We start from the raw sequence: 24,916 nt of genomic DNA on the forward strand, positions 1-24,916 counted from the left end.
TCAGTTATTTTCGGCACCCGCAGGGTCGTCGAACAGCTTCTTCGCAACACCCATCGCCGCCATCCCCTTGGGCCAGCCCGCGTACAGCATGACGTGCGTGATCGCCTCGATGAGCTCGTCCTGCGTCACGCCGTTCTCGATGGCGCGGCCGAGGTGGAACCCGAGCTGCTCGGTGTCACCGCCGGCGGTGAGCACCGCTACCGTCAGGAGGCTTCGATCACGGGCGGCGAGTTCGGTCCTGTTCCAGACGTCGGCAAAGAGCACGTCGTCGGTGAGTTCGGCGAGCTTCGGGGCGAATTCTCCGAATATCGCCCGCCCACCTCCCATTTGCTTCGGTTGGTCTGTCACGGCAATCCTTCCTGGTCGATGTCACCAGCATGGCGCGAAAGGTCCGAGAAGGGGAGGCACTACCGAAGAGCGCACCGACAGGGAACTGTTCATTGCCGAGACCGAAGAGATACGAGCCCGTCAAGCTCTCGAGCCCTCCGACCAGCGCCCTGCCGCCCGATCCAGACAGCTGCGTCAATCGAAGACGAAAACGCCCTTGCCGATTTCACGTCGATCGAACAGCCGGTATGCACGTTCAGCTTCCGAAATCCGGAACTCGTCTGTGAACAGTGCCTCGATGTCGAGGCCACGCTCCGCCACGAACGCTGCGCACTCCTCTTGGAGGTTCTTGCTGAACGTGAGCGACCCCACGATCGTCTTGTGAAGGTGAATCAGTTCGTCACTGCTTATCTCCAAAGGTCCGAATACACCTACCATGCACGCAGTCCCCCACTGCCGAATAGACAGGACTGCCTGTTGTCGCACGGTCGCGTTGGCGCTGCACTCGATCGACTTGTCTGCACCTTCGCCGTCGCTGGTCAGCGCACGAACGGCGTCCACCGCGTCCACTTCGGCGGAATTGACGGCGAAATCGGCACCGAACCGCTTCGCCATCTCGAGTCGTGCAGGATCGATATCCACAGCAATGACGCGAGCACCGAATGCTTTGGCCAGCAGTGTCGCACTCAACCCGACCGGACCCTGACCGAAGATCGCGACCGTGTCGGTAGCGTTCAAATCGATCCTTTTGATTGCCGCGAATGCGGTACCCGTTCCGCACGAGATTGCAGCTCCGGTCTTGAACGACAACGATTCGGGCAGTTTGATCAGCGTGTGCGCAGGGACCTTCATGAAGTCAGCATGTCCGCCGTCACCGTTGAGACCCCCGTACACGATGCGGCCGTTCGGGCAGTACTGCGTCCAGCCCGAGCGGCAATACCGACATGCGCGGCACCCGTCGTAGTGATGCACCATGACACGATCCCCCACCTGTGCCTCGGTGGGTCGAACCGCATTTCCTACCGACTCGACGACACCGCTCGGCTCATGACCTTCGATCACCTGTGCGTCCGCGGGCCGCTGCGGGCTGTGCAAGTGATGCAGGTCGCTACCGCACATACCGGAGGCCTTGACCCGAATTACCACTTCGTCCGGACCTGGCACTGGATCCGGTAGGCGACGAACCTCGATCTTGTTCTCGCCCAGAAAAACTACAGCATCCATTTCGTGGCTCCCCTGTGTGGTTTACGGTTCAGTGGCCGGTTCGCGTGCGTACGACCGACACGTCGGTATCCTTTGCCGGCCCAGAGTCGGCTTCTTGACCATCGCCGGACCGAGCCTCCTCGGCTATCTGGCTGAGAGCCTCTCGAGAAGTGTCGACGCGGGCAACGGCGTACATCAGGGTCGCGATCACATACAAGCCAGAAAGAGCCAGGATCACCCCGACGATTCCGAAGTGGGAGTACAACCAAAGAACGATGAACGGGGAGAAGATCAACCCCACACGACCGACGGTCTGAGTCAATCCGCCGCCCCGAAAACGGAAAGCGGTCGGAAAGAACTCAGGCACTGTGCCCAGACACATCGTCAAGAACGATGCAGCCATCGCGACCAGGATGAATCCGATGACAACGATCAGCGCAGGCTGCTGCATGAAGGGATAGATACCGGCGAAAATCGCAGCTAGCGTTCCGAAGATCACGATGCTGTTTCGACGACCGATGCGGTCCGCGATCAGAACACACAGCAACGGCCCCACGACATACCCGGACATGATCGCAGCGTTGAAGCCTAGTGATCGAGACACGGTAAGCCCCTGTTCGACGAAGAACGTGGGCATCCAACCCGTGATTACGTTGGAACCGAACAGGCAAATGACAGTGAGGAACAGCGCCATTGCCGTCCGTGCGACCACTGGTCGGGAGAACAACACCGTGATCGGCACCCACTCCGCCTTCTCGCTGACCGGGGTCGACGCCGCATTGGAGCTCGACGATGAGTAGATCAGGGTATTCGGGGTGCCGTTCTGCCTTTCGATCTCCTGCATGACCGCTTCGGCTTCCTCGTACCGCCCGCGTGACTCCAACCACCGCGGCGACTCCGGCATCGAACGGCGTAGCCACCACGCAACGAGCGCACCGACGCCCCCGATCACGAACATCGCGCGCCACGAGAATGTGGGAATTACCAACCAACCCAAGACAGCGGACACTGTCACCCCCAGTCCGCCGAAGAAACCGAGGATTCCCAAATACCGACCACGACGAGCACGCGGAATGAATTCGGTGATCATGCCGTAGCAGATGACGTATTCAGCACCCATTCCTATACTCATGAGGAAGCGCAGGGCTATGAGAATTTCCATGTTGGGTGCCAATGCGGCGCACAACGCCAACACCGCGAACAGCCCCAGGTTGAACTGAAATGCGAAGCCTCGGCCGACACGGTCACTGAGCCAACCCGCAAACGCTGCTCCGATTGCCAGTCCCGCGAACGTGAACGACAAAAACAGAGAATTCAGTTGCAGCGTCGAAAATCCGGTCGGCAGCATCGAGGCAAGCACTGCAGCCGAAAGCTTGTTGTCAAACGCATCCCAGAACATTCCGAGCCCGACCAGAATGATCATGCGTCGATGAAACTTTCCCATCGGTAGGTTGTCGAGGCGTCTGCCCGCATCCATGCGTGTACTCACTGCCCCGCTCCCCTCAGCACCGGGTCGGTACCGAGACCGAGGAGCCACGCGCCTCGCATGGCTTGATCGACCGGACATGTTCGAAATTGGGTTTCCACAGCAACATACCTTTGGTTGGTGTTTCTATTTGTCGGGCGCAAACCGATCGCCGGGTGTTCCTCGCCAACTCGTTCAGCAGCACCATCCCGCCGACCGAATCCTGTTGCAAAGAGCACCATCGATCGAGAACCTGCAATCTTCCGCGATTCGTTCCTGATCGAACTCCGCTGCAGACGGGTTCGCCGCACAGCACGACCTACGAGTACAACCTCTCCGCCGATACGCTCGGCAAAAACCGGCGCGAGGTCACACCTGGTCGCGTGCAATGTCATGGTCCTTGATGTTGTACGAATCACTCTGGGCTCGTTGACCATTAAGTCGTCACAGCTCGCTCATGTCCAATACCGAAAGCCGATTTGACATATAGATCAGAGCGATGATTAGCGGCGAACTACTGGTCGAGTGAGGTACCGAACGCAGCGGATGCGCTTCACATCCTCTAATTTCGGGGGGGGTCATAGCCGCTGATTCGATGGATCTGTCGTATCGACTGCCGACCGAACACAGGGCTCGGCCGGCGATCACCCACACGCGATTCAGCCACTTCCGAGTAAAGAAGCGCGGATTTGCGAGCAGGCGTGCCGACCGGGTCCGCGCCCGACTTCTCGATCACCGGACGATTCACCCGAAGGCAACAGCTTCATTGCGAGGCTAATGCCGCACGTCCGTCTCGCACACGGTGGCATCGACATTGCTCGCTCGGCTGCATGGTGCATCCAGTCGCCATACTCGAGCGAGAACTCCTGCCGGACGTTCCATTGGAATACCGTCGAATTAGGCGTGGATGTACCCGCGTGGTGCCAAGCAAGAAGGATTGCCCCGAAAGATGTTCAGCTGCTGAGCTTTCGAGTTTCGACTGCTGCTATTCGAGAGGCTGCAGCACCGACGCCACTGCAGGACTCAGCGGGTGAGGGTGCCAAGGGTCGCGACGGCGAATGCCTGGGCGGCGTGATCCCACTGCCCCAGCAAACCGAGCAGGTTCTCCCCGTCCGCACGATACGACGGCAACTCACGTTCCAGAACCTCCAGAACGCCAGTTCGCAGCTCCGTGTTGAAGTTGATTTTGCCAACGTTCATCGTTGTCGCCCTGACCAGATCGTCTGCGGGGATTCCCGACGCCCCGTGCAAGACGAGTGGTATCGAGGTGCGAGAAGCGACGTTGCGTAGAACGTCCCATCTCAACTGTGGATCGCCGCTGTATCGGCCGTGAACGTTGCCCACTGCAACGGCGAGTAGCTGAGCACCGGTCCGATCCACGAAGTCCGCGACCAACTCCGGATCAGTGAGGCGGGCATCGGACGCCTCGGTGCCGGACGCGACGTGAGCACGGTCCTCGTCGCCGACAAGACCACCCAACTCTGCCTCCATCACGATGTTGGGGCCGATGAGCTCGCGTGCCGCTCGAACCAACGCAATGTTGTCCTCGTACGCCAGCGAAGAACCGTCTACAAGAACGGAATCGGCTCCCGCCGCCACGGCGGAGGCGATCATCTCCAAGTCTCCTGCGTGGTCCAACTGTATTGCGACAGGAACGCATGCTCCGTCTGCGAGACCTCGAAGCGCCGTTATCAGCCGGCGACCGTGCTCGGTCGCTGCCGATTTGGGGGCGACCAACAACGTCGTTCCGCAGCCGGAGGCCTCCGCAGCCGCAACAACGGCGAGCGCCGTCGTGAAGTCGTAACAGGTGAAGGCCGGCACAGCCGACCCATGCGTCAGGCTTGTGGAAACCAGACTATCGAGTCGAGTACGCATCAGAGGATGCCTTCCCAAGTCCCGGCAATCGAACCCGGTTGTAGACCGACCCGTAATTTCGTTCCGCGATACGTGCTCACGCTCGCCCCCCGACTTCTTGGTGGAACTTGCTACTCAGCTTTCGAGTGACATCGACCAGTGACAGATCGTCGCCGACGTTGCCAGGGAAGACGACGTACGGGATACCCCGGCCAGGCCCCTCGGCTGGCTCCCACAACGAGACAATGCCGGGCAGCATCGGCCCACGAACGATCGCGTGGCGGATCTCCATCCCGTGTGCAGCAACGTCGGAAGATGTAATGCCTCCCTTGGCGATGACAAATCGAGGTGGAAAGGCTTCGAGGGTCCGCTTCACCACAGCAACCACCGCCGCCGAGACGGTACGAGCGATTTCCAAACTCGACGACGCGTCGTCGGTCTTGACGAGCGATCGGCAGGTGTGGACGATGACATCGCTGCCGTGCAGGCCATCGACAACATCGGCGACGATAGCGTCCACATAAGGGTTGTCGAGCGATTGGCGACCGGCAAGCAGTAGTTGCTCGACACCGATTTCGATGACACGAGCCGAGCCATGAGCCGCTGTGAGGGCGTTGAGCTGACGTGTGGTGATAGCGACATGCGAGCCCACCACGATCAATCCGCCAGCGTCGGCGGAAGTGTTGCCCGCGTATACATCGTCCGAGACCAGTGCGGAACGAATCTCTTGGCCGATGCGTGCACGGACGAACGGCGGACCGACTCGGTAGAGCAACTTCTTTCCGCGGCGTTCGGCTTCCAGCAGTCCCAACGCGAGCGCTCGAAGGTCGTTCTCGGTGACGACGTCTGCGACGATCGGAGTCGAATTCGTTGCAGGCTCGATTGCATCGGCGATAGCGTTGGCCGAGATGAGCGGGTCCTGCGCTGCCGCACCCGCTCGAATCACATTCAAATCCAGAACGATCACGGACTGTGCGGGAAGTCGACCGTCCGACTTCTCTTCGATGTACTCGGGCAACGACGAGTGGACGAAGCCGAAGCTGGCATCGTTGGCGAACTCCGTTTCCCCTACGGGAATCAGTTTTCCGGTCTCGGTACCCGTAGCGCGCATGTAATGAACTCCACCGATGGTTATCCGCCCTGCGTCGGGAAACGCGGGTACCACCACAACGCCATCGGTGCCATCACCGGTTACTGCGGCCACGGTGGCGGCGATGACGTCGGGCTCGAGCGGAAAATGTCCGCGCAGGGTCGAATCACCCCGACTGACGAACGACAGAGTCAAGTCTCCGCCGACGGTGGCCGCTGCTGTCAGCGCGTTTCGTACCGCCTCCTCGTTCCGAGCAGCGGCCTCAGCCGGGCTCAGGCTGCGAGTGTTGGTCAGTACGTAGACGGCGGGCTTGGTTCCCTCGTCTCGAATGCGGTTGAAGGCCCAGTCGAAATCACTCGGTTCCCAGCTAGTGAGTACCGGTACGTCCCACACGGACTGAGTACCTGTGGGGTCATCGTCAAGAACAACCAACACGCGAGGACTATCGCCGTCGTGCGCAATGTTCTCCGACACTGTCGAGGCCGAAATAGCTACCTCGTCGGGAAAAGCTGACAACACTTCATGTTCGAGCAACACTGCGCACCCCATTGTGACGGTTAGTTCGGTTTCGAGACAGACCAACTGGAATCTGTCAGACGGCCAATTGAGAGACACGTTGAGCCAGGTAGCCAACACCCATCCGCGGACTGGACAACACCGTAACGCCGGTCTTCTCCTGCAATACCTCGGCGAGGCGGTTCATGGAAGCTTGCGCCAGGACGATCAAGTCGACCTTTTCGGCGAGGTTCGTCGCCTGCTCGATGATCAGCGCGTCGTGCTTTTCGCGGTCTCCCGCCATCAGAACCGCGAAAGCGCCTTCGCACAACCGCTGTTCGATCTCCACATCGCGGCCGATCTCGACTGCCTTCTTTTCGATCAGATCGGACGTAGGGCCCAGAGTGGTCGGCACCGTTGCCAGCACGCCGATCCGTCGACCGTCGCTGGCTGCTTGCAAAGCCATTGCCTCGTCGATCTTGACCACGGGCGTCCCGACGTTCTGCGCAGCAACGTCCAAAGCCGGGCCGAGCGAAGAGCACGCGGAAAAGATGATGTCGGCACCAGCGGCCTCTGCAGCCTGAGCAAGACGCGTCATTCGCACTTCACTGTTCGGCGAGATTCCCTGTTCACGAACAACTGTGGCCAAAACATCGGAGTCCACGAAATGCATCACCTCTGCACCGGGGATCAACTCGGCGATCAAGTCGTTGATCACAGGCTCGACGGAGACGAAAACGAAACTCGTGTGAAGAATTGCAATCTTTTTGGTCACGATATCCTCTTTCTTGGTGGAACCTGATTCTGAATCGGCGCGAAGTGGGCGAACACTTCGTGGGACAACCAGCCATATCCACAGGTCGCGAGGCCAACACCGTGTCGCCCCCGAGCAGCGGGCCGGCCGTGACCTCACCAGAAGCGAGACCGGACCGACGGTCAACGCGCTTGCGAAGCGACAGGTCCGCGGATACGGGCGACTGCATGGGCGCAGTCCGATCGATGTTCGAGCGCGATGCCACGATTCCCTTCGCCTTGGACGTCCGGTAGGTCCACCACCATTAACAGGCATCGACTATTCGATGTCCAATATCGGTTTGTGATCAGCCATATAGCCTGCCACTATCGACTCGTGCTCTGTATCACCACACGGGTTTAGTAGGACGGCCGCGCGCGATTACTCAATTCCCTCGCGTACAACATGTTTGACGATCGACGTAGAGTGTAGTCGACCGCCGGGGCACGGCGCGGTCCCCGATTAGCCTCACCGACGAGTATTCGACGCCCAGAGCAAGGATTAAAATTGGCATCGGCATTACGAGAACGAAATTGGACCATCCGTCTGCTTATCCTCGCCCTATCGGCTTCCATTGCAGTAAGCATCATCTATCTTCCACAGGCGCTCCTGACCGCCATGGCGGAATCGTTCGGTGTCTCACCGTTGGTCACCGGTGCAGTGGCAACCGCGGTCCAACTCGGATATGCGATCGGAATATTCCTGTTCGTTCCACTTGCCGACCGAGCACATCCGCGTCGACACATTACGATTCAGTCGGCTGCGCTGGGAGTGGCACTGGCAGTTTGCGCCCTGATGCCCAACGTCATTGCGCTCGCGGTCAGCTTCTTCGCGGTTGGGCTGGTGGCAAATATTGCGCAGGTCCTCATTCCGGTGGTCGGTAAATTGGCTCCGGGTGACAGACGATCCAGGGCGACCGGGACCATGGTCGGCGCTCTTCTGGTCGGGGTCTTCGGAGGCCGAATCATCGCCGGCCTGCTGGTCGAATGGATCGGATGGAGGCTCGTCGTCGCCTGTTTCGCTGCGACAATCCTCTGCACCATTCCGCTGACTCGGCGAATTCTGCAGGTGCAGTGGGTAACTCCAGCGCCGGGCAAAAAGTATCGCACGCTTCTGGCAGACACTTTGAGGCTCACCACGCGCAGCCCCGAACTCATCGGGTCCTCGTGCATACAGTTTTTCGCGTTCGCGACGTTCAACATGTTCTGGACTGTCAGCGTGATACACCTGACCTCGGAGACCCACGGCTGGTCTATTGCATCCGCGGGACTATTCGGACTGGTCGGGCTCTCAGCGGTTGTCTTCACCCCACTGTTCGGTCCAATCATCGACCGATTCGGATCTCTTGCAGTGATCGGAGTGAGCCTACCGATCCTGTTGTGCGCGTGCATATCTGTCGCATTCGACTCCAATCACATCGCACTGTTTGCGGTGTCGCTGTTCGTCGTGACAGCCTGCAACCAATCGCTGCAAGCGGCGAACCAGACGAGGGTGCTCTCTGCAAACGAACAGTACGAAGCGCGCGCCAACACCATGTTCATGGTCGCCGTCTTCGCGGGCGGTTCGACGGGCGCTGTCCTCGCACCTCTTGCGTACGGGCTCGGCCGCATGCCTGCCGTCGCGGTGATCGCAGCGATACTCGTCGTGCTCGATATCGCAGTGTGGTCCGCGGTCCGCGCGCGTCACAAGCGACGCACCGCGGGCCCATCGAGCGATCTGGAGCTGGTCGACGAGTCGACCAGCTCCAGATAGTCCAATACAATTGGCAGGCAGCTTATTTCAGTGGAAGGACCGGCCACCATCGGTCGCTAGCGCTGAGCCTGTGACGTATGACGACTCCGAGCTGGTCAAAAAGAGAATCGACCGAGCAATTTCGATCGGCTCAGCCAATCGGCCCAGCGCATAGTTCCCAACGTTGTTTCGGTGTCCATCCGCCATCGCGGTGTCCACCATCCCGGGGCACACACTGTTGACTCGCACTGTCGGTGCAAGCTCGGCGGCAAGAACGCGGGTCAGGTTCAACACTCCGCCCTTGGAGGCGGCGTATGCGGTGTATCCGGGAGCATTGGGTAGCAAACCTTGCGCTGACGCGATGTTCACAATCGTCGCGGTCTCCTCCTTCTGCAGCCAGGGGATACAACTACGCAGAACTATGTACGCACCGGTCAAATTGACCTCCAGCACGTGCCGCCAGTCACCCGCTGTGACATCGGATGCCAAGCCGCGAAACATAATTCCAGCGGCATTGACTACACCGTCGATGCCGCCCAGCGCAGTGGCCGCCCGATCGACTACGTCCGTGACCGCCTCCTCGTCCGTGATGTCGACTGCGTAACCGGTTCCGCCGGTGAGTTCGGCAGACCGCAGTACGCCATGTTCGTCACGATCCAGTAGCGCGAGCGAAGCGCCCTCACTAGCGAAGAGCTGGGCAGTCGATTTTCCGATCCCCGACGCCGCGCCGGTCACAACAATTCTGCGCCCGAGCAGTCGTTGCCCAGGCGTCGTCAGATGAGCTTCCATGGTTTCCGAAGGCGTCATGATGCCGCGTCTCTCTCTTTCGTATTCCGATCTCAACGATCAACGATCCGACTCAGCGCATCACGAAAGCATTGGATGGTGCACCGTCGTCGGTGGCGATAACAATGCTTTTGGTATCGAGATATCCGTCCACGGCTTCGATTCCGTGCTCGCGACCCAAACCGGACTGTTTGGTACCGCCGAATGGAACCATGTAGCTGTACGTACGGTAGGTGTTCACCCACACGGTGCCGACGTCGAGGGCCTTCGACATTCGTAGCGCGCGCCCGACGTTTTCGGTCCACACGCCAGCCACGAGGCCATACGCCACGTCGTTACCGAGGGCGATCGCGTGCTTCTCGTCCTCGAATTCGATGATCGAAAGGATGGGGCCGAACACCTCCTCCTGCGCGATCCGCATGTCGTTGGTGACGTCTGTGTAGATTGTCGGCTCGATGAACTGACCACCGGTCAGATCCGAGCCACTGGCCGGCTTTCCGCCGAGAAGGCAACGAGCTCCTTCGGCGTTTGCAATGTCGATGTAGTCCAGTACTTTTCGATATTGCGGTGGCGTAGCGATGGGGCCCACATTGGTCAGTGGATCGTTCGGATCGCCGAGTCGGATGCTGCGGGCAATCTCCACCAACTTTTCGGTGAACGCGTCCTTGATGGAACTGTGGACGAGCAACCTCGACCCGGCGGAACACATCTGGCCCGAAGCACCGAAAATCCCCGAGACCACTCCTGTCGCAGCCTTGTCCAGATCCGCATCCTCGAACACGATGTTCGGTGATTTTCCGCCCAGTTCGAGCGACACGCGCTTCATCGTGCGGGCGGCGCTCTCGTACACCTGCGCCCCGGTCGTATCGGACCCGGTAAAGGTAATCTTCGCGACATCGGGATGTTCCACGAGCGCCGAGCCGACGTCCGGGCCGAGTCCTGTCACGACATTGAACACACCGGCAGGGAACCCGGCCTGCCTGGTCAGCTCGGCGAATTCCAATGTACTGGCAGAAGCGAATTCCGACGGCTTCACGATCACGGTGCACCCGGCGGCCAGAGCCGGTGCACACTTGACCGCCGCGAACCACAGCGGCGAATTCCACGCAGTGAGAGCTGCGACAACCCCGATCGGCTCTCGGTACGTGAAAGCAACCGAATCGGACTTCTCTATGGGAATAGTCGATCCCTGAATTTTGTCAGCAAACCCGGCGTAGTAGTACCAAACCTCAGCAAGCGACGCCAACTGTCCGTTGACTTCAGCGAGAAGCTTTCCGTTGTCACGAACCTCGACGGCTGCCAAGTGATCGGCGTTCGCGAGGACAAGATCACCCAACCGGCGCATGATTTTCCCGCGCGCCGATGCCGACATCGACGACCACGGTCCATCGGTCATCGCGCGGCGCGCTGCCGATACCGCCCGTGTGACATCGTTCTGATTACCGAGAGGGATCTGTGCCCACGCTTCACCTCGATAAGGATCGACGGTGTCGGTCCATGTCCCTCCGTCGGGGTCGACCCAATCTCCGTCGACGAACAGCTGATACTTCTTCATAGTCGGTTCCCTTCGTGCGATTTGTCATGCGAGAAATGCCCATGCGAGTTCGATCACGGCGCAGGTCGAGCTCCGGCCGCACCGTGCACTGTGACGGCAACTCCGTCGGTCGTGTATTCGGCCAGCTCGATGTGACGGCCCTCGTCGAGATTGGACACCGCGTATACGGATCCGACGATCACTGCCAAGGTGAACACCATCACCAAGCTTGTGCCACCTACGGCGGCGAGAGCTGCTGCAACGAATGGTGCCGGGGCCGAGAAGATCAGGTTGGCGAACGTATGCGACATGGCAGCGCCTGAGAAGCGCACCTCGGTCGGAAACTGCTCCGCGAACAGTGCAGGCTGAGCGCCGCTGAGGAATTGAATGGAGCACAAGACCAAGGTCACTATCAAGCCTGTGACGAGTGCGTTCGCGCTGGCAAGGGTGAAGAAGAGCAAGATTCCGGCGAAGCAGCTTGCAAGTCCGATGTAGAAGACTTTTCTACGTCCGACGCGGTCACACACCCATCCACCGGCGATCGAGAAGAGGATGGATACGCCGTTGGCAATCATCAGGATCACGAACGCCGTCTGCGAGGACATCCCCGTCTCACTCGGAAGGTAGCTCAGCCCGTACACCGCGATCAAGTAGAAACTGAGTGACGAGCCGCCCCAGGCCAGAGTCAGCATGAACACCTTGCGGGGGTGCGTCTTCAAGACCGACAGTCCGGCACTGCGGGACTTCTCGATTTTTTGCTCGACAGCACTGTTGACGACGAACGCCGGGGTTTCCTCGAGCTTCGTTCGAATGAAGACGGCTACGACGACGATAAGGATGCTGCCGAGGAACGGCACCCGCCAACCCCACGACTCGAATTGCTGCTGGCTGAGTGTTGCACTGAGAACGACCAAGGCGAGGTTCGCGAGTACCTGACTGACCGGTGAGCCAACGATGATGAACGAGCCCAGTAGTCCTCGCCGGCTCTTGTCGCCGTGCTCCATCGTCATGAGTTGGTTTCCGATGGCTTCGCCGCCCAACGAAAATCCTTGAACGAACCTGAGACCCACGAGCACAGCGGCAATACCGAACCCCTGTCCCGTCGGCAAAAAACCGATCAGGATCGACGAGCCGCCCATGAGAATCAGCGTGGCGAACAAAACGGGCTTACGCCCATGTCGATCACCGAGATGGCCGAATACCACCGCACCTACCGGTCGTGCGACGAACCCGACGCCGAACGTCGCGAACGACGCCAGGAGCGCACCAGTGGACCCCAGACTGTGGAAGAACAGGACCGGGAACAGTGTTGCGGCGAGAGCGCCGTACACGGCAAAATCGAAATACTCCAGAGCAGACCCCAGCGTGCCACTCACGACGGCGCGAGTCTCCATCGTTCTGGGATGCGTACGCGCGGCCGGGATAGGAACCGCCGACTCCGGTTGACTACCTGTGGTCACTTCATTCTCCGAATCTCTCCATTGAGTCGCCAGGCGGTCGCTGCGGGTGGACCGGGGCCTGAACGTCCCGATGCGGAATAGCTGATCGATTTTTGGGTATCGATGTTGCTTCGATCACAACTCCCCTGATCCCATTAACCCCTGTCCGTAGACCCACGTCCAATACCGACATCCGAACACCCAGATAGCCGCTTCCTATTGCCCGCGTATCTTCGCGATGCTTCTTGACCCGACGTTTCATATATGAAACTATTCGGAAATCACGACGACTACCGCGAAAGTTGGGCTAGGGAATTGAGCGCAGAAGCACAGGATCAGAAGTACCGAGCGCCCGCGCTGGCGAAGGGTCTCGACATTCTCGAGCTTCTCGCTTCAACCGAAGACGGTCTTGCTCAGGCCGAAATCGGTAAGCAACTGGGAAGAACGACATCTGAGATCTTCCGAGTTCTGATGGTGCTGCGCGAGCGAGATTACGTCCAGGTCGATGAAGCCGACCGATACCGACTGACGACAAAGTTGTTCGAGATGGCGCACCGCACCCCTACCATTCAGCGTCTCACTGCAATTGCAGGGAGCGAGATGCAAAAGCTTGCCAATCGTATCGGCCAGAGCATTCACCTCTGCATCCTTCATTCTGGTCAATTACTTGTCGTCGCTCAGGTCGATTGCCCCGATACCAACGTGCACACCGTTCGGCTGGGCGCGCTCATTCCGATCGATAATTCCGCATCCGGCCGGGTACTTGCCTCGCAAATGGATCCCGGCGACCTCGACATTTTACTTACCCTTGCCGGGCCCGGTGACAATGACCAACGCACCAGGTTTCTAGCAGATCTCGCCCAGGTCCGGGCAGCAGGCTATTGTCAAGGAAGATCCCTTACGATCGAAGGTATCACCAACATTTCTGCACCTGTCTTCGACTTCACCGGCAATGCCGTGGCTGCGATGACCACCCCGTTCATACACCGACTGACGGGAACCGGAAATGTAGATCCAGACCATGCTCGGTCGTTGTTGGTACAGACTTGCGAAAGCCTTTCCCGCAGAATGGGAGCTGGAGCAAGCTGGAAACACTGACCTTGAATCGGATACCGGTTCAACTCAATCGGCTCAGCTCCGCTGCGCCTTTTCGATCCGGTTACTACGCGAGGGGTCTCGCTGCGGAACCTTGACGAAAAGCAATAGAATGAAGGCCAGAGATAGTGCAACCAACGGGACGCTCATTCCGACGATGATGTCGCCGGGGGTCGCTATCTTACCGATGAGGAACGGTCCGAAAAACCCGCCTGCGGAGGCGAGCGAGTTGATCACTGCAATACCGACAACGGCCTGGCGCTTGGTCAGAACCTCGCTGATCAAGGCCCAATATGTCGGAATGTTCCCGATGACGCCGCATGCAAGCAGTATCAATCCGATCATCCCCAGCAGCGGCGAGTCTCGGAAGACACCCGTTGTGACAAGACCTACTATCGCAGTGGCAAAGCAGAGCAGAACAATCGGCTTTCGTCGACCGCTGATATCGGCGTACCGAACCAAGAGCAACATCACGATGGCACCGCAGACGTACGGAATAGCTCCGTAAATTCCGATGCTGGTGGGTGAATATTGCGGATTCAGCTGGGACACAACCTGCGGGAGGAAGAACGTCATGCCGTACGTGGCAACTCCGGCAAGGGCATTGATGAGTCCGAGGTAGAGAACCTTGCGATTCTTCAGTGTCTTGAGCTCGCTCGAGTGCTCCTGATCGTCGTCCGGCATTGCCGCGTACTCGTCCGCAATCGAAGTCTCCAGCCAATTTTTCTCATCGTCGTTGAGCCACTTCGCTTTGTTCGGACGGTCCGCCAACGTCAGCAAGATCCACACTCCGAGCAGGACTGGGGGCAAACCTTGCAGGATGAAGATCCAGCGCCATGAACTGAGCCCGAACCATTCGACGTGATCGAGAATTAGCCCACCGCTGAGGCTACCGACGATGAGGGCGAACGGCATTGCAAGTGCCATCACACCTATCGCGCGGCCGCGATCGTTGTTGAGGAACCAAAACGTCAAAAACAGAATTAGCCCCGGGAACAACCCCGCTTCAGCGATGCCGAGCAAAATTCGTGCGACGTACAGTTGGGTAACGGAGTGTACGAATCCGGTTGCAACAGTGACCATGCCCCAGGTAATCGCGATACGCGCCAGCCATACCCTCGCACCGACCCGAGCGAGGATGATATTGCTCGGAACTTCCAAGAGCACGTAAGCGAGAAAGAAAATTGCCGCAATTGCACCGTAGGTTGCCACATCGATGCCGAGCTCACTACCCATCGTGAGTTGGGCATAGCTGATCGAAGAACGATCCATATAGTTGAACGCATACAGCAAAAAGACAATCGGCAGGATCGTCTTGCGTACTTTCCTGACAACGGCCTTGCCGTCGACCGGTGAACTTACCGGCTGGGGATTTGTAGTCACCGCGCTACCTCCATCTTGATTGGACCAGAATGGTTTGAACAGGAATTTCGGAAATCAATACTTCTACGACAACGACCGCTCAGCGAACGAGCTCGATGATTTCGGTCAGGTTGTTGCACTCCTCCAACCCCCAGAGCAGGGTCGTCACTCGGTCGATGTCATCCGTCGGTAATGGCCGAACAGACACACGTGCACAGTCATCGAACTTCTTGGCCAGCTCTTCTACAGTCATCGGTCGCTCCGGCGTGCCAGGAACATCGGAACCCCGGCGGGTAAAGATTTGTCCGTTACGAAGTTGCACCTCAACTTTGCCATCCGGCAATTTCAGATCCCAGTTGAGTTCGGCATCCTGTACCGGAACCACCTTGCTCGCCACCGAAAGGACTTCAGCATCTTTCAAAGTGTCAATAGAGAAGTCGGACAGAAGCATCGATCCCTTCACCAGCGCTACTGCGACTGTGAACGGTAGCGAGAACTTAGCGTCCATCATGGTTTGAGGTGCTTGTCGAGCGTGGAGTGGGAGAGCCATCCGTTCTGCGAAGTTGCCCACGTACACTCTGACCTCGGCGATGTCGGCAGCGTCGAAGGGGTTTTCGCGTACCAGCTCGATTGCGGCATGAATGTATGTGTGCGCGTTTCCGACCGCTGGCCAGTACTTGTACGTCATGCCTTCGCTCAGGTAGTCGACTCCCAGGCCCGCAAGCATTTTCGCACGGTCGAAATTTCCACCGAAGTAGACATTGAAAATTCCGGCCTCCCCCTCGAAGAGGTTCTGCATTCCATGCATACCCTTCTCTGCCAGGAGAGTTGCATTCACACAGCTTTGAGCAATGAATCCCGCGTACAGACCACGGACATCGCTACCGACACCGAATATCTGCTCCATGGTGCCGCCCGCGGTGAGGCTCGAGATGCCCAACGAGTGGGCTATTTGCTCTGCGGTCAACCCCATCAAGGAGCCACAGGCGGCAGTGCCCGAGTACGTCCCGACGACACTCGACAGATTCCAGTCCATGTTCCATCCGACATTGCAACGGAGCCGGATGAACAACTCTTGCCCGATCGCCACCGCAGTGATGAGGTCCTTGCCGGTCACGGAGCCCTTGCGTTCGGCCAGAGCGAGGAGAGCCGGCACAAGTGAGCTGTCCGGGTGCGCACCCCACGGAGTCTGACTGTCGTAGTCGAGACCGTGTGCGAGAGTGCCGTTCGCGAAGGCCGCGGCCGCGGCGGGGACGCGGCCACCGAAGCCGAGGATGCTTGCTTCTTCCTTACCACCCGCATCGGTGACAAGCTCGACGATCGGTCTGACAGCGGGCTCCATTCCACTTGCGCCCAGAATTACTCCAATTGTGTCGAGAATGCTCTTCTTGGCGGCCTCGACCGCGGCAAGCGGCAAGTCCACATATCGGGTGTTTGCAGCGAACTCTGCAAGGTCCTGAGAGAGGTCACGATTCGTCATCGTCAGTTTTCTCCAATTGAGTGATTGGTGTTTTCGGGTTATCGGGTTGGCCGTTTCGGCGGCAATGCAGATCTCGAAACAGCAGACCGCCGATACAAAGTGTCGGGGGTGGCCAATGACCACCACGTCCGTGCCCCTAGAGGCAAGCGGTCTGTCCGCCGTCCACCGAAACGACTGAGCCCGTCATGAAGCTGGCGTCATCGCTGAGCAGAAAGACGATCGCCGCCGCAATTTCTTCGGGATAACCGATTCGACCAATTGGATGTTTTGCGTTGATCGATGCAGCCTTCACCGGGTCGTTCATCATGTAGTCGGTGAGCGGTGTTCTGGTCATTCCGGGGGCCACCGCATTGACGCGTATCCCTAACGGTCCCAACTCTGGGCACATCGATTTCGTGATTCCGGAGATCGCGAACTTAGACGCGACGTACGAGAGCCGGTTCGGCACACCGAGAATGCCTGCCCCTGAGGAGATATTCACGATCGCCCGCGGTCCCTGGGCGTCCTTCACGGCCAGCACGAAGGCCTGGCACATGTTTATAGTGCCGTCAAGATTCACAGACATGATCTTGCGATGCGCCTCAGGGTCAAGGTCGACGATTGTTCCTGCACCGGTGATCCCGGCGCAATTGACGAGCCCATTGATACCGCCGAGCTTCTGTCGCGTCGTGTCGAGAAGATTCACGGCTGCGGCGTGATCGCAGACATCCAGCACCGCTCCGTGCACGCGGTCTGCGTTGGACACGTTGGCGATTGCCGCGTCGACCGCCTCCTGCGTCACGTCCACGACGACAACTGTCGCACCCTCGTCGATCAACCGAGCCGAGGTCGCAGCACCAATTCCGCTACCCGCGCCTGTCACAACGACAGTCCGGCCTTCAAATCGCAACATCACTCAATCTCCTACTGATCGGCAGAGGCGCTCAAGCTCACACCTGACACTGGATGTGATGAGACGCACTTTCGTACATGAAAGAGCGTTTCATATATAGAGAATGCCGTCAAGGCCCGGAAACCCACCGGCTGGGGGCGGTCGCTTCAGATCGAGAACCACGACCAGCGCGAGCAGGTCGACTGGGCAGCGGTTCCGTGCTTGCCAGCGCTGGCGTTGTAGCGCAGCTCGTTTCGGCTAAGCCGTCGGGGTCGACAACAATCGGCGAGTTCTCTTGGGGTTGGCATATGCCGACTTCGGTCAGGCAACGATGACGAAGCGGTTATGCGCCTGAACCACATCGAGGACCATCGGTGAAGTCCGGTATTTACCCCAGCCCGGGTTACACGGCCTCGCTGACATTTCAAGCTGTCTCTCAACGCGAAGAATCCACAGCACCGACCGGCGACGGCAGCGAAGCCTCGGTCCGGGGTACGCATCCGGGCGAACCGGATCCGTTCTGCCCCCACTCCCCCGGGAACACAGCGCAGCTACGGGCGGACTCGAGCGGCGGTCGCAACGTGCCTGATATCTGCGAATATGCGTGTTGATTCACCCAGGTTTCTCACATCAGGTTCGGATGCCGCTCTGGTCACCGCGTAGCACTGGTGTGCGGCCGCGGTCGACACCTCGGTCGAGAGGCCGCTTCTTGTCGTTCGAGGAACTCGAGTTCATCGCCAACGGCGTCCGGGACGAGTGGACAATGCCCGCCATCGCGCCGCGCCTGGGCCCAGCAGTGCCGATCCTGATTCGAGAATTCGAACAGGACAGCTATTCAGTGGTCCTCACAAGGATCACCGGGCCCAGCGTGCTGCCCGTAAATCAGTCAACAACCCAAAATCTCGTAGCTGGCATCGACCAGCTGCTTCGGGAACGGGTGCAGGTGCTTCTCGAATGGAGAACTCGCCGAGCAGATCTCGGCGACACTGAGGAAGGAAGTTCCCCACTCGGCGAAGGTGCGTGCATCGCACGAAAAGATCTACCGAACCCGCTATGGTCAAAGTGAAGCCGGCCGCCCCAAGGAGCTGCGCAGGCAATCCCCTGACGGGCGAACCTGTGAAACTTACGCACGTGCGTACCACCGAGCGCGAATCCCGCGGACGCTCAACATCTCCGACCAGCCTGCCGATGTCGCCGATCGAAGCGTTCCCGGCCGCTAGGAGGATGATCTGATCATCGAGACCAAGGGCGGGTCGACGATCTGGACGTTTGGTCAAGCGGACGTTTCAAGTGGTGATGTTGGTGTATTGCCCATCGCTTATTCGGCGTCGTGGGTCAAAGATGCGATGAGGGCAAAGATCGCGGAACCGCCTGCGAACCTGGACCCTTCGCTTGACAGGGATCAGGGTCGGGGAGATGGCCAGACATGCCGAGATCAAAATCGCCACGGGAGCGCAGATCCAGTTCTGCGATCCGCACTCCCCGTGGCAGAGGGGCAGCCACGAGAACACCAACGGTCTGCTCCGTCAGTACGTCAAAAGGTACCGACCTGTCAGCGCACGACCCCGAGCGATCCGACGTGGTCGCGGTCCTACTGAACCCCCGCACCTGCGCAGCCCTGGGATGGGCTACTCCGTTCGAGGAGCAGGAGAGACGAGGGCTCGTTGCGACCACCACGTGAACGCGTCGCGCTTCCCGCACCAGATCGACGCGCCCGTCGTCAGTGGATTATCGGACAAAGCTTTCGCTGAAGAATTGTGAAATCTTGTCGAACGGGATGAGGTCTGTGCGATCGTAAAAGTCGATGTGTCGAGCGCCAGGGACCACGACAAGCTCCTTCGGCTCGGCAGCCTGCTCGTAGACTGTGTCACTGAAGTATCGAGAGTGAGCATGCTCGCCTGTGATCAGCAGGATCGGCCGCGGCGAGATGTCCGGCAAATGAGCCAACGCGCCAAAGTTGATGTGCGAGGGACTACTTGTGACAGTGAATCCGCCGATCGACCGAGGGTGGCGACCGCGGTCGGTCACGTAGTACTCGTGGAATTCCGCCGTGACCGGATCGACGGCGTCGGGATTGAACTCGGAGGGAAAGACCCGCGTCAGCGCCGGCTCACCTGAATCTACGTCCAACCAGCGCTGCGCGGCGATGGCTTGCAGTGCTGCCCGACGCTCCTGGTCGGTTTGGGAGTCGAGCCATCCGCCTCGCGCGATGCGGTTGATGTCGTACAACGCGGAAGTTGCAACAGCTTTGATTCGAGGGTCGACCTGGGCTGCGTTCAGCGCGAAGCCCCCACTTCCGCAAATGCCGACAGCACCGATTCGGTTGCGATCGACGTAGCCGAGCGATCCCAGATAGTCGACTCCTGCACTGAAATCCTCAGCAAAGATTTCGGCCGACGACGCGTGCCGTGATTCACCGCCGCTTTCCCCATTGAAGGAGGGATCGAATGCAAGGGCGACGAACCCGCGTCTGGCGAGTTCATTGGCGTACACACCGGGGCTCTGCTCTTTCACTCCACCATAAGGCGGTCCGATCACGATTGCCGATTGCGGAACCGACCTGTCGACGTCCTTCGGCGTGTACAGGTCGGCGGCGATGACGATCCCGTATCGGTTCTTGTACCGAACGGGAGTTCGCGTGACCTCGGTCGATGGAGAGAACGTGAGATCGCCTTCTTCTTGTGCCATGGCGACTAGAGCTCCTTCTTGATCGGGTTCCGATCAGCCAGACCCGACTGACCAGCGATAGTGAACGTGAAAGCGTGGTTTCGAGTGGGGAGGCAGGCCGGGACTACGGGGGTGCCCGACACACCCCGCTGATACGAAGCTCGCCGTGTTGTGGACAGGTGAACGAGGTAGAAAACAGATTTGCCGTGCAGAGCTTTCTGACGACACGGCGGGCTCGTTTAGGCTCCGAGGACGTTGACTCCATGCTGGTGCGGGGCTACGCCGCGACGAGGTCGCAGTCTCGGCTGGGGTGAGGATCGAGTGGCATATCCGGCTGGAAAGTGCACACATCAACCGTATGTCGGATGAAGCAGATGTCTACCGATCGATGAAGTTGACCCTAATATCCCGACAGAATTCCTCGCCGAGGCGGACCGTTATTAGGTCACGGCGTCCGCATCATTCCTGCGGACCGTTCCGGATTGCTTGACATCGATTGTCCACGTTCCAGACGCATACGAACCTACCCGCACATGATCCTCGTCCAGGATCAGAATATCCCCGCCTTGCATTAGGCGAACGAGGCATGTCATCGGGTAGCAGTCTGCTGCCCCATCGCTGATCACGTGGATACAGCTGCGGTTCGAACCCGAGTCGTAACGCCCTGAGACCTGACAGTCTTCTGCGATCGTTCCTCTCGTGTTCGTGGTCATTCAGCTGCTTTCGAGATCGTGTGAGTATCGGCTGACGGTCGGAGATCGGACTTCCGAAAACGACCTCGGACCAATTTGACAGCTTTCCCAGAGCCAAGTCCAGTATCGAAAGGCAATACGACTTATAGGCAAAAAGAGTAACTTCTCCTTGACGTCGCTCTCCGTGCGGTGCTGCAGGATAGAGTCCGCTGTGCAACGGCAGCTTCACCTTGCGTCCGAAGGGGGTGGGACCATCGGACCGAGGTCTCCATCGGGAGCCACATCCAGGTCCATCAGCACTGGGGCGTGGTCGCTGGGTCGTGATCCTTTTCGGGCACCGCGATCTACCCAGGCCGCACACACGCGTTGTGCCACAGGAGCACCCGACAGGATGATGTCGTAACGCACCCCAAGATTCTTGTGAAACATTCCGGCTCGATAATCCCAATAGGTGAACACACGCTCGTCAGGCCACCGCTGACATACCACATCGTGTAACCCCAAAGACGTCAGTCGCAGAGCGACAGCGGCTTCTTCTTCGGTAGCCGCCACGCCGACCTCGAAGGCCTCGGGTCCGTACACATCAAGCAGAGACGGCGAGACATTCAGGTTGCCTGCCAGCACCACCGTATCCGGACCAGTTGCAACCAGTTCACACAAGGCAGCCAGCCATTCGAGCCTGTAACGATGTTTGGGAGACGCATCGCCAGGCCCGCTGGGAACGTACAGAGAATGAAAGCTCACCCCGGCACACGTAGCCATGACGGCCCTACCTTGCGAACCCGCCAATCCCGATGCAACGTCATCGAGTCCGACACGAGAGAGGAGGGCTACGCCGTTTCGCCCACCCTCCCCTGTATGCGAGTACTCGTATTCACGTTCGGACAAATCGACGTCGAGCAAATTTGCAAAATCAGTATCCGAGACCTTGGTTTCCTGCAAGCAAACTACATCGGGTCGCCGCAAATCGAGCCAATCGACGAACTGAGTTCGTCGTTGCCTGATGGAATTGACGTTCCATGTGCCCACACGAATTTCTGTTCACCTCACCAAAGTTGCATTGCCGTCTTCTCGTCGAGTTGATGGGTGAACCCTAGTGCACTTTCGCATCCGACAATCGATCCATCACCGAGCGGACTGCCCAGATTCATTCGACTCACGTCGTACCGCAACGAGAATCCTGGTCGGTACCGATCCGAGGGCCGAACCGTCCACGACTGCAACCCAGGCGGATAACTGCCCGATGCCGCCGAACACAGCCTTCGCAACGCTGCACGTCGTCGTCGACGGCACCTAACGACCACCGGCACTCGTTACACGTACGCCTAGACGCAACCATCTTCTGCTCCGTCATGGTCTTGACCCGAAACGGCATACCCGTATTAGTTGATTCCAGCTCGAGTCCCCAGTCCACGCTAAGCGATCCGTTTCGCTACGGCGTCTGGCCATTGGAACACGAAGTACAGGGCACCCCGCGCCGGGGCTGGTTGGACGCGTGGGACAGTCTCAGTCATCGAGTACCAGCTCGAGATGTCGAGGCACCGTGGTCGCGGGCAAGAGCTTCTGCATCAGTCTGAATTGCTGAGATCAATAAGCGGTATCGAGTTTCGATATTGGACTTGACTCGCCGGATGGTGGATAAAGAAGGCGTATCTGTGACAGCACCTACCACTGCAGCGGATGCGCACAGTAGTGACCCCGACGGTTTCCTGATTCGGCGAATGCTCGACTGCCGTATCCCCGTCCCGGATATGGAAGGACACCACAATTCTCGTATCTGACACGCCCGAGCTCACCCCTGCTCTCGCGCAGCGCATCCACAGACACCACGTCGTCATCATCGGCTCCGGGTTCGGTGGATTGTTCGCGGCGAAACAGTTGCGTAAGGCCAATGTGGACGTCACTCTCATCGCGAAGACCACCCACCACCTTTTTCAGCCCCTGCTCTATCAGGTGGCCACCGGCATCCTCTCGGAGGGCGAGATCGCTCCATCGACACGGCTGATCCTCAAGAACCAGCAAAACGCGTCGGTCGTCCTCGGCGACGTCACCACCATCGACATCGAGAACAAGGCCGTCACCTCACGCTTCCTCGAGCGGACCACCGTCACCGAGTACGACAGCATCATCGTCGCCGCGGGCGCGGGCCAGTCTTACTTCGGCAACGACCACTTCGCCGAGTACGCACCCGGAATGAAGACCATCGACGACGCCCTCGAACTACGCGGACGCATCCTCGGCGCATTCGATCAAGCCGAAGCCGCCACCGATCCAGCCGAGATCGAAAGGCTGCTCACCTTCGTCGTCGTCGGTGCCGGACCTACCGGAGTCGAAATGGCAGGCCAGATCGCCGAACTCGCACACAGGACCCTCGACGGCACCTACCGCCACATCGACAGCCGCAACGCGCGCATCATTCTGCTCGACGCGGCCCCGAAGGTGTTGCCGCCGTTCGCGGATTCCCTCGGTCAGGCCGCCGCGAAGCGGCTGTCCAAGATGGGCGTGGACATTCAGCTCGGGGCGATGGTCACCGATGTCGACGCCGACGGTCTGTCCGTCAAGCACGCCGACGGAACGATCCGACGCATCTCGGCGCGCACCAAGGTGTGGTCTGCCGGTGTTGCCGCCAGCCCCCTCGGCAAGCAACTCGCCGATCAGTCTGGAGCCGAGGTCGACCGTGCCGGGCGCGTGCTGGTGGGCAAGGACCTCACGCTTCCCGGTCATCCAGAGGTGTTCGTGGTCGGCGACATGATGAGTCTCGACAAGCTCCCCGGTGTCGCGCAGGTTGCTATTCAGGGCGGACGTTATGCTGCACAGGTCATCGAAGATGGCGTCGAAGCTGTACGGGCGGGCCGAAAAGTGCCTGCGCGCAGTGACTTCAAGTACTTCGACAAGGGCTCGATGGCCACGGTGTCTCGTTTCAGCGCCGTCGCGCAAGTCGGTCCGATCAAGATCACCGGGTTCATCGCCTGGGTCATGTGGCTGCTCGTCCACCTGCTTTACATCGTCGGCTTCCGCAGCCGACTGACCACCGTGATCTCCTGGCTGACGGCGTTCTTCTCCAAGGGGCGAGGTCAGCTCGCAGTGACCGAACAGCAGGTCGAGGCGAGGGCAGCAATGGTCTACTTCAACGCGCCGGATACGAACGATGCAGGCATCGAAGTCACCGCACCGGAACCAGCGCTCGCCGCGCACCCACTGCAAGCGACCCGCGCGTAAGCCAGTAGAAACACGCACGATTCCGCCGAATGCAGTACTGCAAGCTCTAGGAAGAGGTAAAGCATTTGCCGTTGATCGGTCGGACTTCGCACATTTCTGATCGATTTTATGAAACTATGACCCGAAAGAGTAAACATGCTCCTGAAATCAGACAGAGCTATTTTGGATTTCGCTTTGAAGTGGCTCCCGTGGGGAGGGGGGTCTGACGAAGACATTATGGTCGGATTCGGACTATCGGCTGTGCAATTCTACTCACGCTTGCAGGCGTTTCTTGATTCCGGAGCGCGTCCGCAAGATCTGAACGAGGCAAAAGTGGTCGAATTATATCGACTGTGCAATTCACATCTTGCACAGGTTCGACGCCTACGAAAGTAAGTCGATTCAGCACACACCAGATCTCGCACAATATTTCACACTGGGCTCTGCCTCCTTGCACATACTACATGCGTTGCGTCGGAACATGCCCTCGTCGGTCTGTATCGAACGGCAGCTTTGGACGACACAGCCAATAACACCCTAGTCAATTCCGTGGGTACCAGATATTTGGACCGTCCGCCCCTCGCGAACAGAGATCCGGCCAAGCTTGATGCTGCGGCTGCAATCCAGCCGCTAGGCCGATTGGCTCGATCAATGGAGATAGCATCCATGATCGTCTTCCTGTGCATTTCAGCGGTGGCCTTCGCAACCCGGGGCACATGTTCCCGTCGACGGTGGATACCTGGACCGCTGACTTCATTGCGGACATATGCCGGCCTAAATGAGCTCCCTCAAACATTATTTCGTTCCTACATTTCTACAAACTCGCTCTGATCA

Annotated in this window: 19 protein-coding genes and 1 pseudogene; 6 read left to right on the top strand and 14 right to left on the bottom strand. The window is 59.0% G+C overall.

Annotated elements, in window-relative coordinates; all coding sequences use genetic code 11:
• The 6 genes from CH274_RS14995 to CH274_RS15020 all read right to left on the bottom strand — a co-directional run bounded on the left by CH274_RS14995 (position 1) and on the right by CH274_RS15020 (position 7,140).
• The gene (locus CH274_RS14995) at positions 1 to 348 is read right to left on the bottom strand and encodes a carboxymuconolactone decarboxylase family protein (protein WP_094639639.1); all 348 of its coding nucleotides are present in this window, start codon (positions 346 to 348) and stop codon (positions 1 to 3) included.
• Positions 349 to 522: 174 nt separating this feature from the next.
• Positions 523 to 1,551: a zinc-dependent alcohol dehydrogenase family protein gene (locus CH274_RS15000; RefSeq protein WP_094639638.1), complete on the bottom strand. Its 1,029-nt coding sequence runs from the start codon at positions 1,549 to 1,551 to the stop codon at positions 523 to 525.
• A gap of 28 nt (positions 1,552 to 1,579) precedes the next feature.
• Positions 1,580 to 3,019 carry an MFS transporter gene (locus CH274_RS15005; protein ID WP_094657887.1) on the bottom strand — a complete coding sequence of 480 codons (1,440 nt, stop codon included), beginning with the start codon at positions 3,017 to 3,019 and terminating at the stop codon, positions 1,580 to 1,582.
• Between the two features lie 999 nt (positions 3,020 to 4,018).
• Positions 4,019 to 4,870: a class II fructose-bisphosphate aldolase gene (locus tag CH274_RS15010; protein WP_094657888.1), complete on the bottom strand. Its 852-nt coding sequence runs from the start codon at positions 4,868 to 4,870 to the stop codon at positions 4,019 to 4,021.
• Between the two features lie 76 nt (positions 4,871 to 4,946).
• Positions 4,947 to 6,488 (bottom strand): four-carbon acid sugar kinase family protein, encoded by a 1,542-nt coding sequence (locus CH274_RS15015; RefSeq protein ID WP_218829214.1) that lies wholly within the window; start codon positions 6,486 to 6,488, stop codon positions 4,947 to 4,949.
• Positions 6,489 to 6,531: 43 nt separating this feature from the next.
• Positions 6,532 to 7,140 (bottom strand): aspartate/glutamate racemase family protein, encoded by a 609-nt coding sequence (locus CH274_RS15020; RefSeq protein WP_218828996.1) that lies wholly within the window; start codon positions 7,138 to 7,140, stop codon positions 6,532 to 6,534.
• A 594-nt stretch (positions 7,141 to 7,734) separates the two neighbouring features.
• Here CH274_RS15020 and CH274_RS15025 point away from each other — a divergent pair.
• Positions 7,735 to 8,979, top strand: coding sequence for an MFS transporter (locus CH274_RS15025; protein WP_094657890.1), 1,245 nt, complete (start codon positions 7,735 to 7,737; stop codon positions 8,977 to 8,979).
• A 27-nt stretch (positions 8,980 to 9,006) separates the two neighbouring features.
• Here CH274_RS15025 and CH274_RS15030 read toward each other — a convergent pair whose 3' ends face one another.
• From CH274_RS15030 to CH274_RS15040, 3 genes are read right to left on the bottom strand one after another with little or no spacing between them, the layout of a single operon-like run.
• Positions 9,007 to 9,765 carry an SDR family NAD(P)-dependent oxidoreductase gene (locus CH274_RS15030; RefSeq protein ID WP_218828562.1) on the bottom strand — a complete coding sequence of 253 codons (759 nt, stop codon included), beginning with the start codon at positions 9,763 to 9,765 and terminating at the stop codon, positions 9,007 to 9,009.
• A gap of 52 nt (positions 9,766 to 9,817) precedes the next feature.
• Complete coding sequence (locus tag CH274_RS15035) at positions 9,818 to 11,299, bottom strand: aldehyde dehydrogenase (RefSeq protein ID WP_094657892.1); 1,482 nt, start codon at positions 11,297 to 11,299, stop codon at positions 9,818 to 9,820.
• Between the two features lie 53 nt (positions 11,300 to 11,352).
• Positions 11,353 to 12,654 (bottom strand): MFS transporter, encoded by a 1,302-nt coding sequence (locus CH274_RS15040; RefSeq protein ID WP_179275754.1) that lies wholly within the window; start codon positions 12,652 to 12,654, stop codon positions 11,353 to 11,355.
• A gap of 327 nt (positions 12,655 to 12,981) precedes the next feature.
• Here CH274_RS15040 and CH274_RS15045 point away from each other — a divergent pair, with 327 nt between their 5' ends.
• Positions 12,982 to 13,815, top strand: a complete 834-nt coding sequence (locus tag CH274_RS15045; RefSeq protein ID WP_094657894.1) for an IclR family transcriptional regulator — start codon at positions 12,982 to 12,984, stop codon at positions 13,813 to 13,815.
• 33 nt (positions 13,816 to 13,848) lie between these two features.
• On the opposite strand, the gene CH274_RS15050 is transcribed toward CH274_RS15045, so the two are convergent.
• From CH274_RS15050 to CH274_RS15060, 3 genes are all read right to left on the bottom strand, one after another.
• Positions 13,849 to 15,195 carry an MFS transporter gene (locus CH274_RS15050; protein ID WP_256980235.1) on the bottom strand — a complete coding sequence of 449 codons (1,347 nt, stop codon included), beginning with the start codon at positions 15,193 to 15,195 and terminating at the stop codon, positions 13,849 to 13,851.
• Between the two features lie 79 nt (positions 15,196 to 15,274).
• Positions 15,275 to 16,780, bottom strand: a complete 1,506-nt coding sequence (locus tag CH274_RS15055; RefSeq protein WP_218829215.1) for an MmgE/PrpD family protein — start codon at positions 16,778 to 16,780, stop codon at positions 15,275 to 15,277.
• Positions 16,781 to 16,790: 10 nt separating this feature from the next.
• A complete protein-coding gene (locus CH274_RS15060) occupies positions 16,791 to 17,546 on the bottom strand; it encodes an SDR family NAD(P)-dependent oxidoreductase (RefSeq protein WP_037189051.1) in 756 nt (251 codons plus the stop codon).
• Positions 17,547 to 18,895: 1,349 nt separating this feature from the next.
• Between CH274_RS15060 and CH274_RS30075 the strand changes: the two are divergent.
• Positions 18,896 to 19,206: pseudogene (locus tag CH274_RS30075) on the top strand (IS30 family transposase); the annotation flags it as partial.
• Positions 19,207 to 19,253: 47 nt separating this feature from the next.
• Here CH274_RS30075 and CH274_RS15075 read toward each other — a convergent pair.
• Together CH274_RS15075 and CH274_RS15085 are read right to left on the bottom strand one after the other, a co-directional pair.
• On the bottom strand, positions 19,254 to 20,213 hold the full coding sequence (locus tag CH274_RS15075) for an alpha/beta hydrolase (RefSeq protein ID WP_094657897.1): 960 nt from the start codon (positions 20,211 to 20,213) through the stop codon (positions 19,254 to 19,256).
• A gap of 896 nt (positions 20,214 to 21,109) precedes the next feature.
• Complete coding sequence (locus CH274_RS15085; protein ID WP_256993583.1) at positions 21,110 to 21,913, bottom strand: exodeoxyribonuclease III; 804 nt, start codon at positions 21,911 to 21,913, stop codon at positions 21,110 to 21,112.
• A gap of 738 nt (positions 21,914 to 22,651) precedes the next feature.
• Between CH274_RS15085 and CH274_RS15095 the strand changes: the two genes are divergently transcribed.
• From CH274_RS15095 to CH274_RS30005, 3 genes are all read left to right on the top strand, one after another.
• The gene (locus CH274_RS15095) at positions 22,652 to 24,103 is read left to right on the top strand and encodes an NAD(P)/FAD-dependent oxidoreductase (RefSeq protein WP_094657901.1); all 1,452 of its coding nucleotides are present in this window, start codon (positions 22,652 to 22,654) and stop codon (positions 24,101 to 24,103) included.
• Between the two features lie 135 nt (positions 24,104 to 24,238).
• Positions 24,239 to 24,478 (top strand): DUF3263 domain-containing protein, encoded by a 240-nt coding sequence (locus tag CH274_RS30000; protein WP_094657902.1) that lies wholly within the window; start codon positions 24,239 to 24,241, stop codon positions 24,476 to 24,478.
• Positions 24,479 to 24,508: 30 nt separating this feature from the next.
• On the top strand, positions 24,509 to 24,913 hold the full coding sequence (locus CH274_RS30005; RefSeq protein WP_094657903.1) for an SDR family oxidoreductase: 405 nt from the start codon (positions 24,509 to 24,511) through the stop codon (positions 24,911 to 24,913).
• Positions 24,914 to 24,916: the final 3 nt, after the last annotated feature.

The organism is Rhodococcus sp. 06-418-5, assembly GCF_002258285.1.
Taxonomy (GTDB): Bacteria; Actinomycetota; Actinomycetes; order Mycobacteriales; family Mycobacteriaceae; genus Rhodococcoides.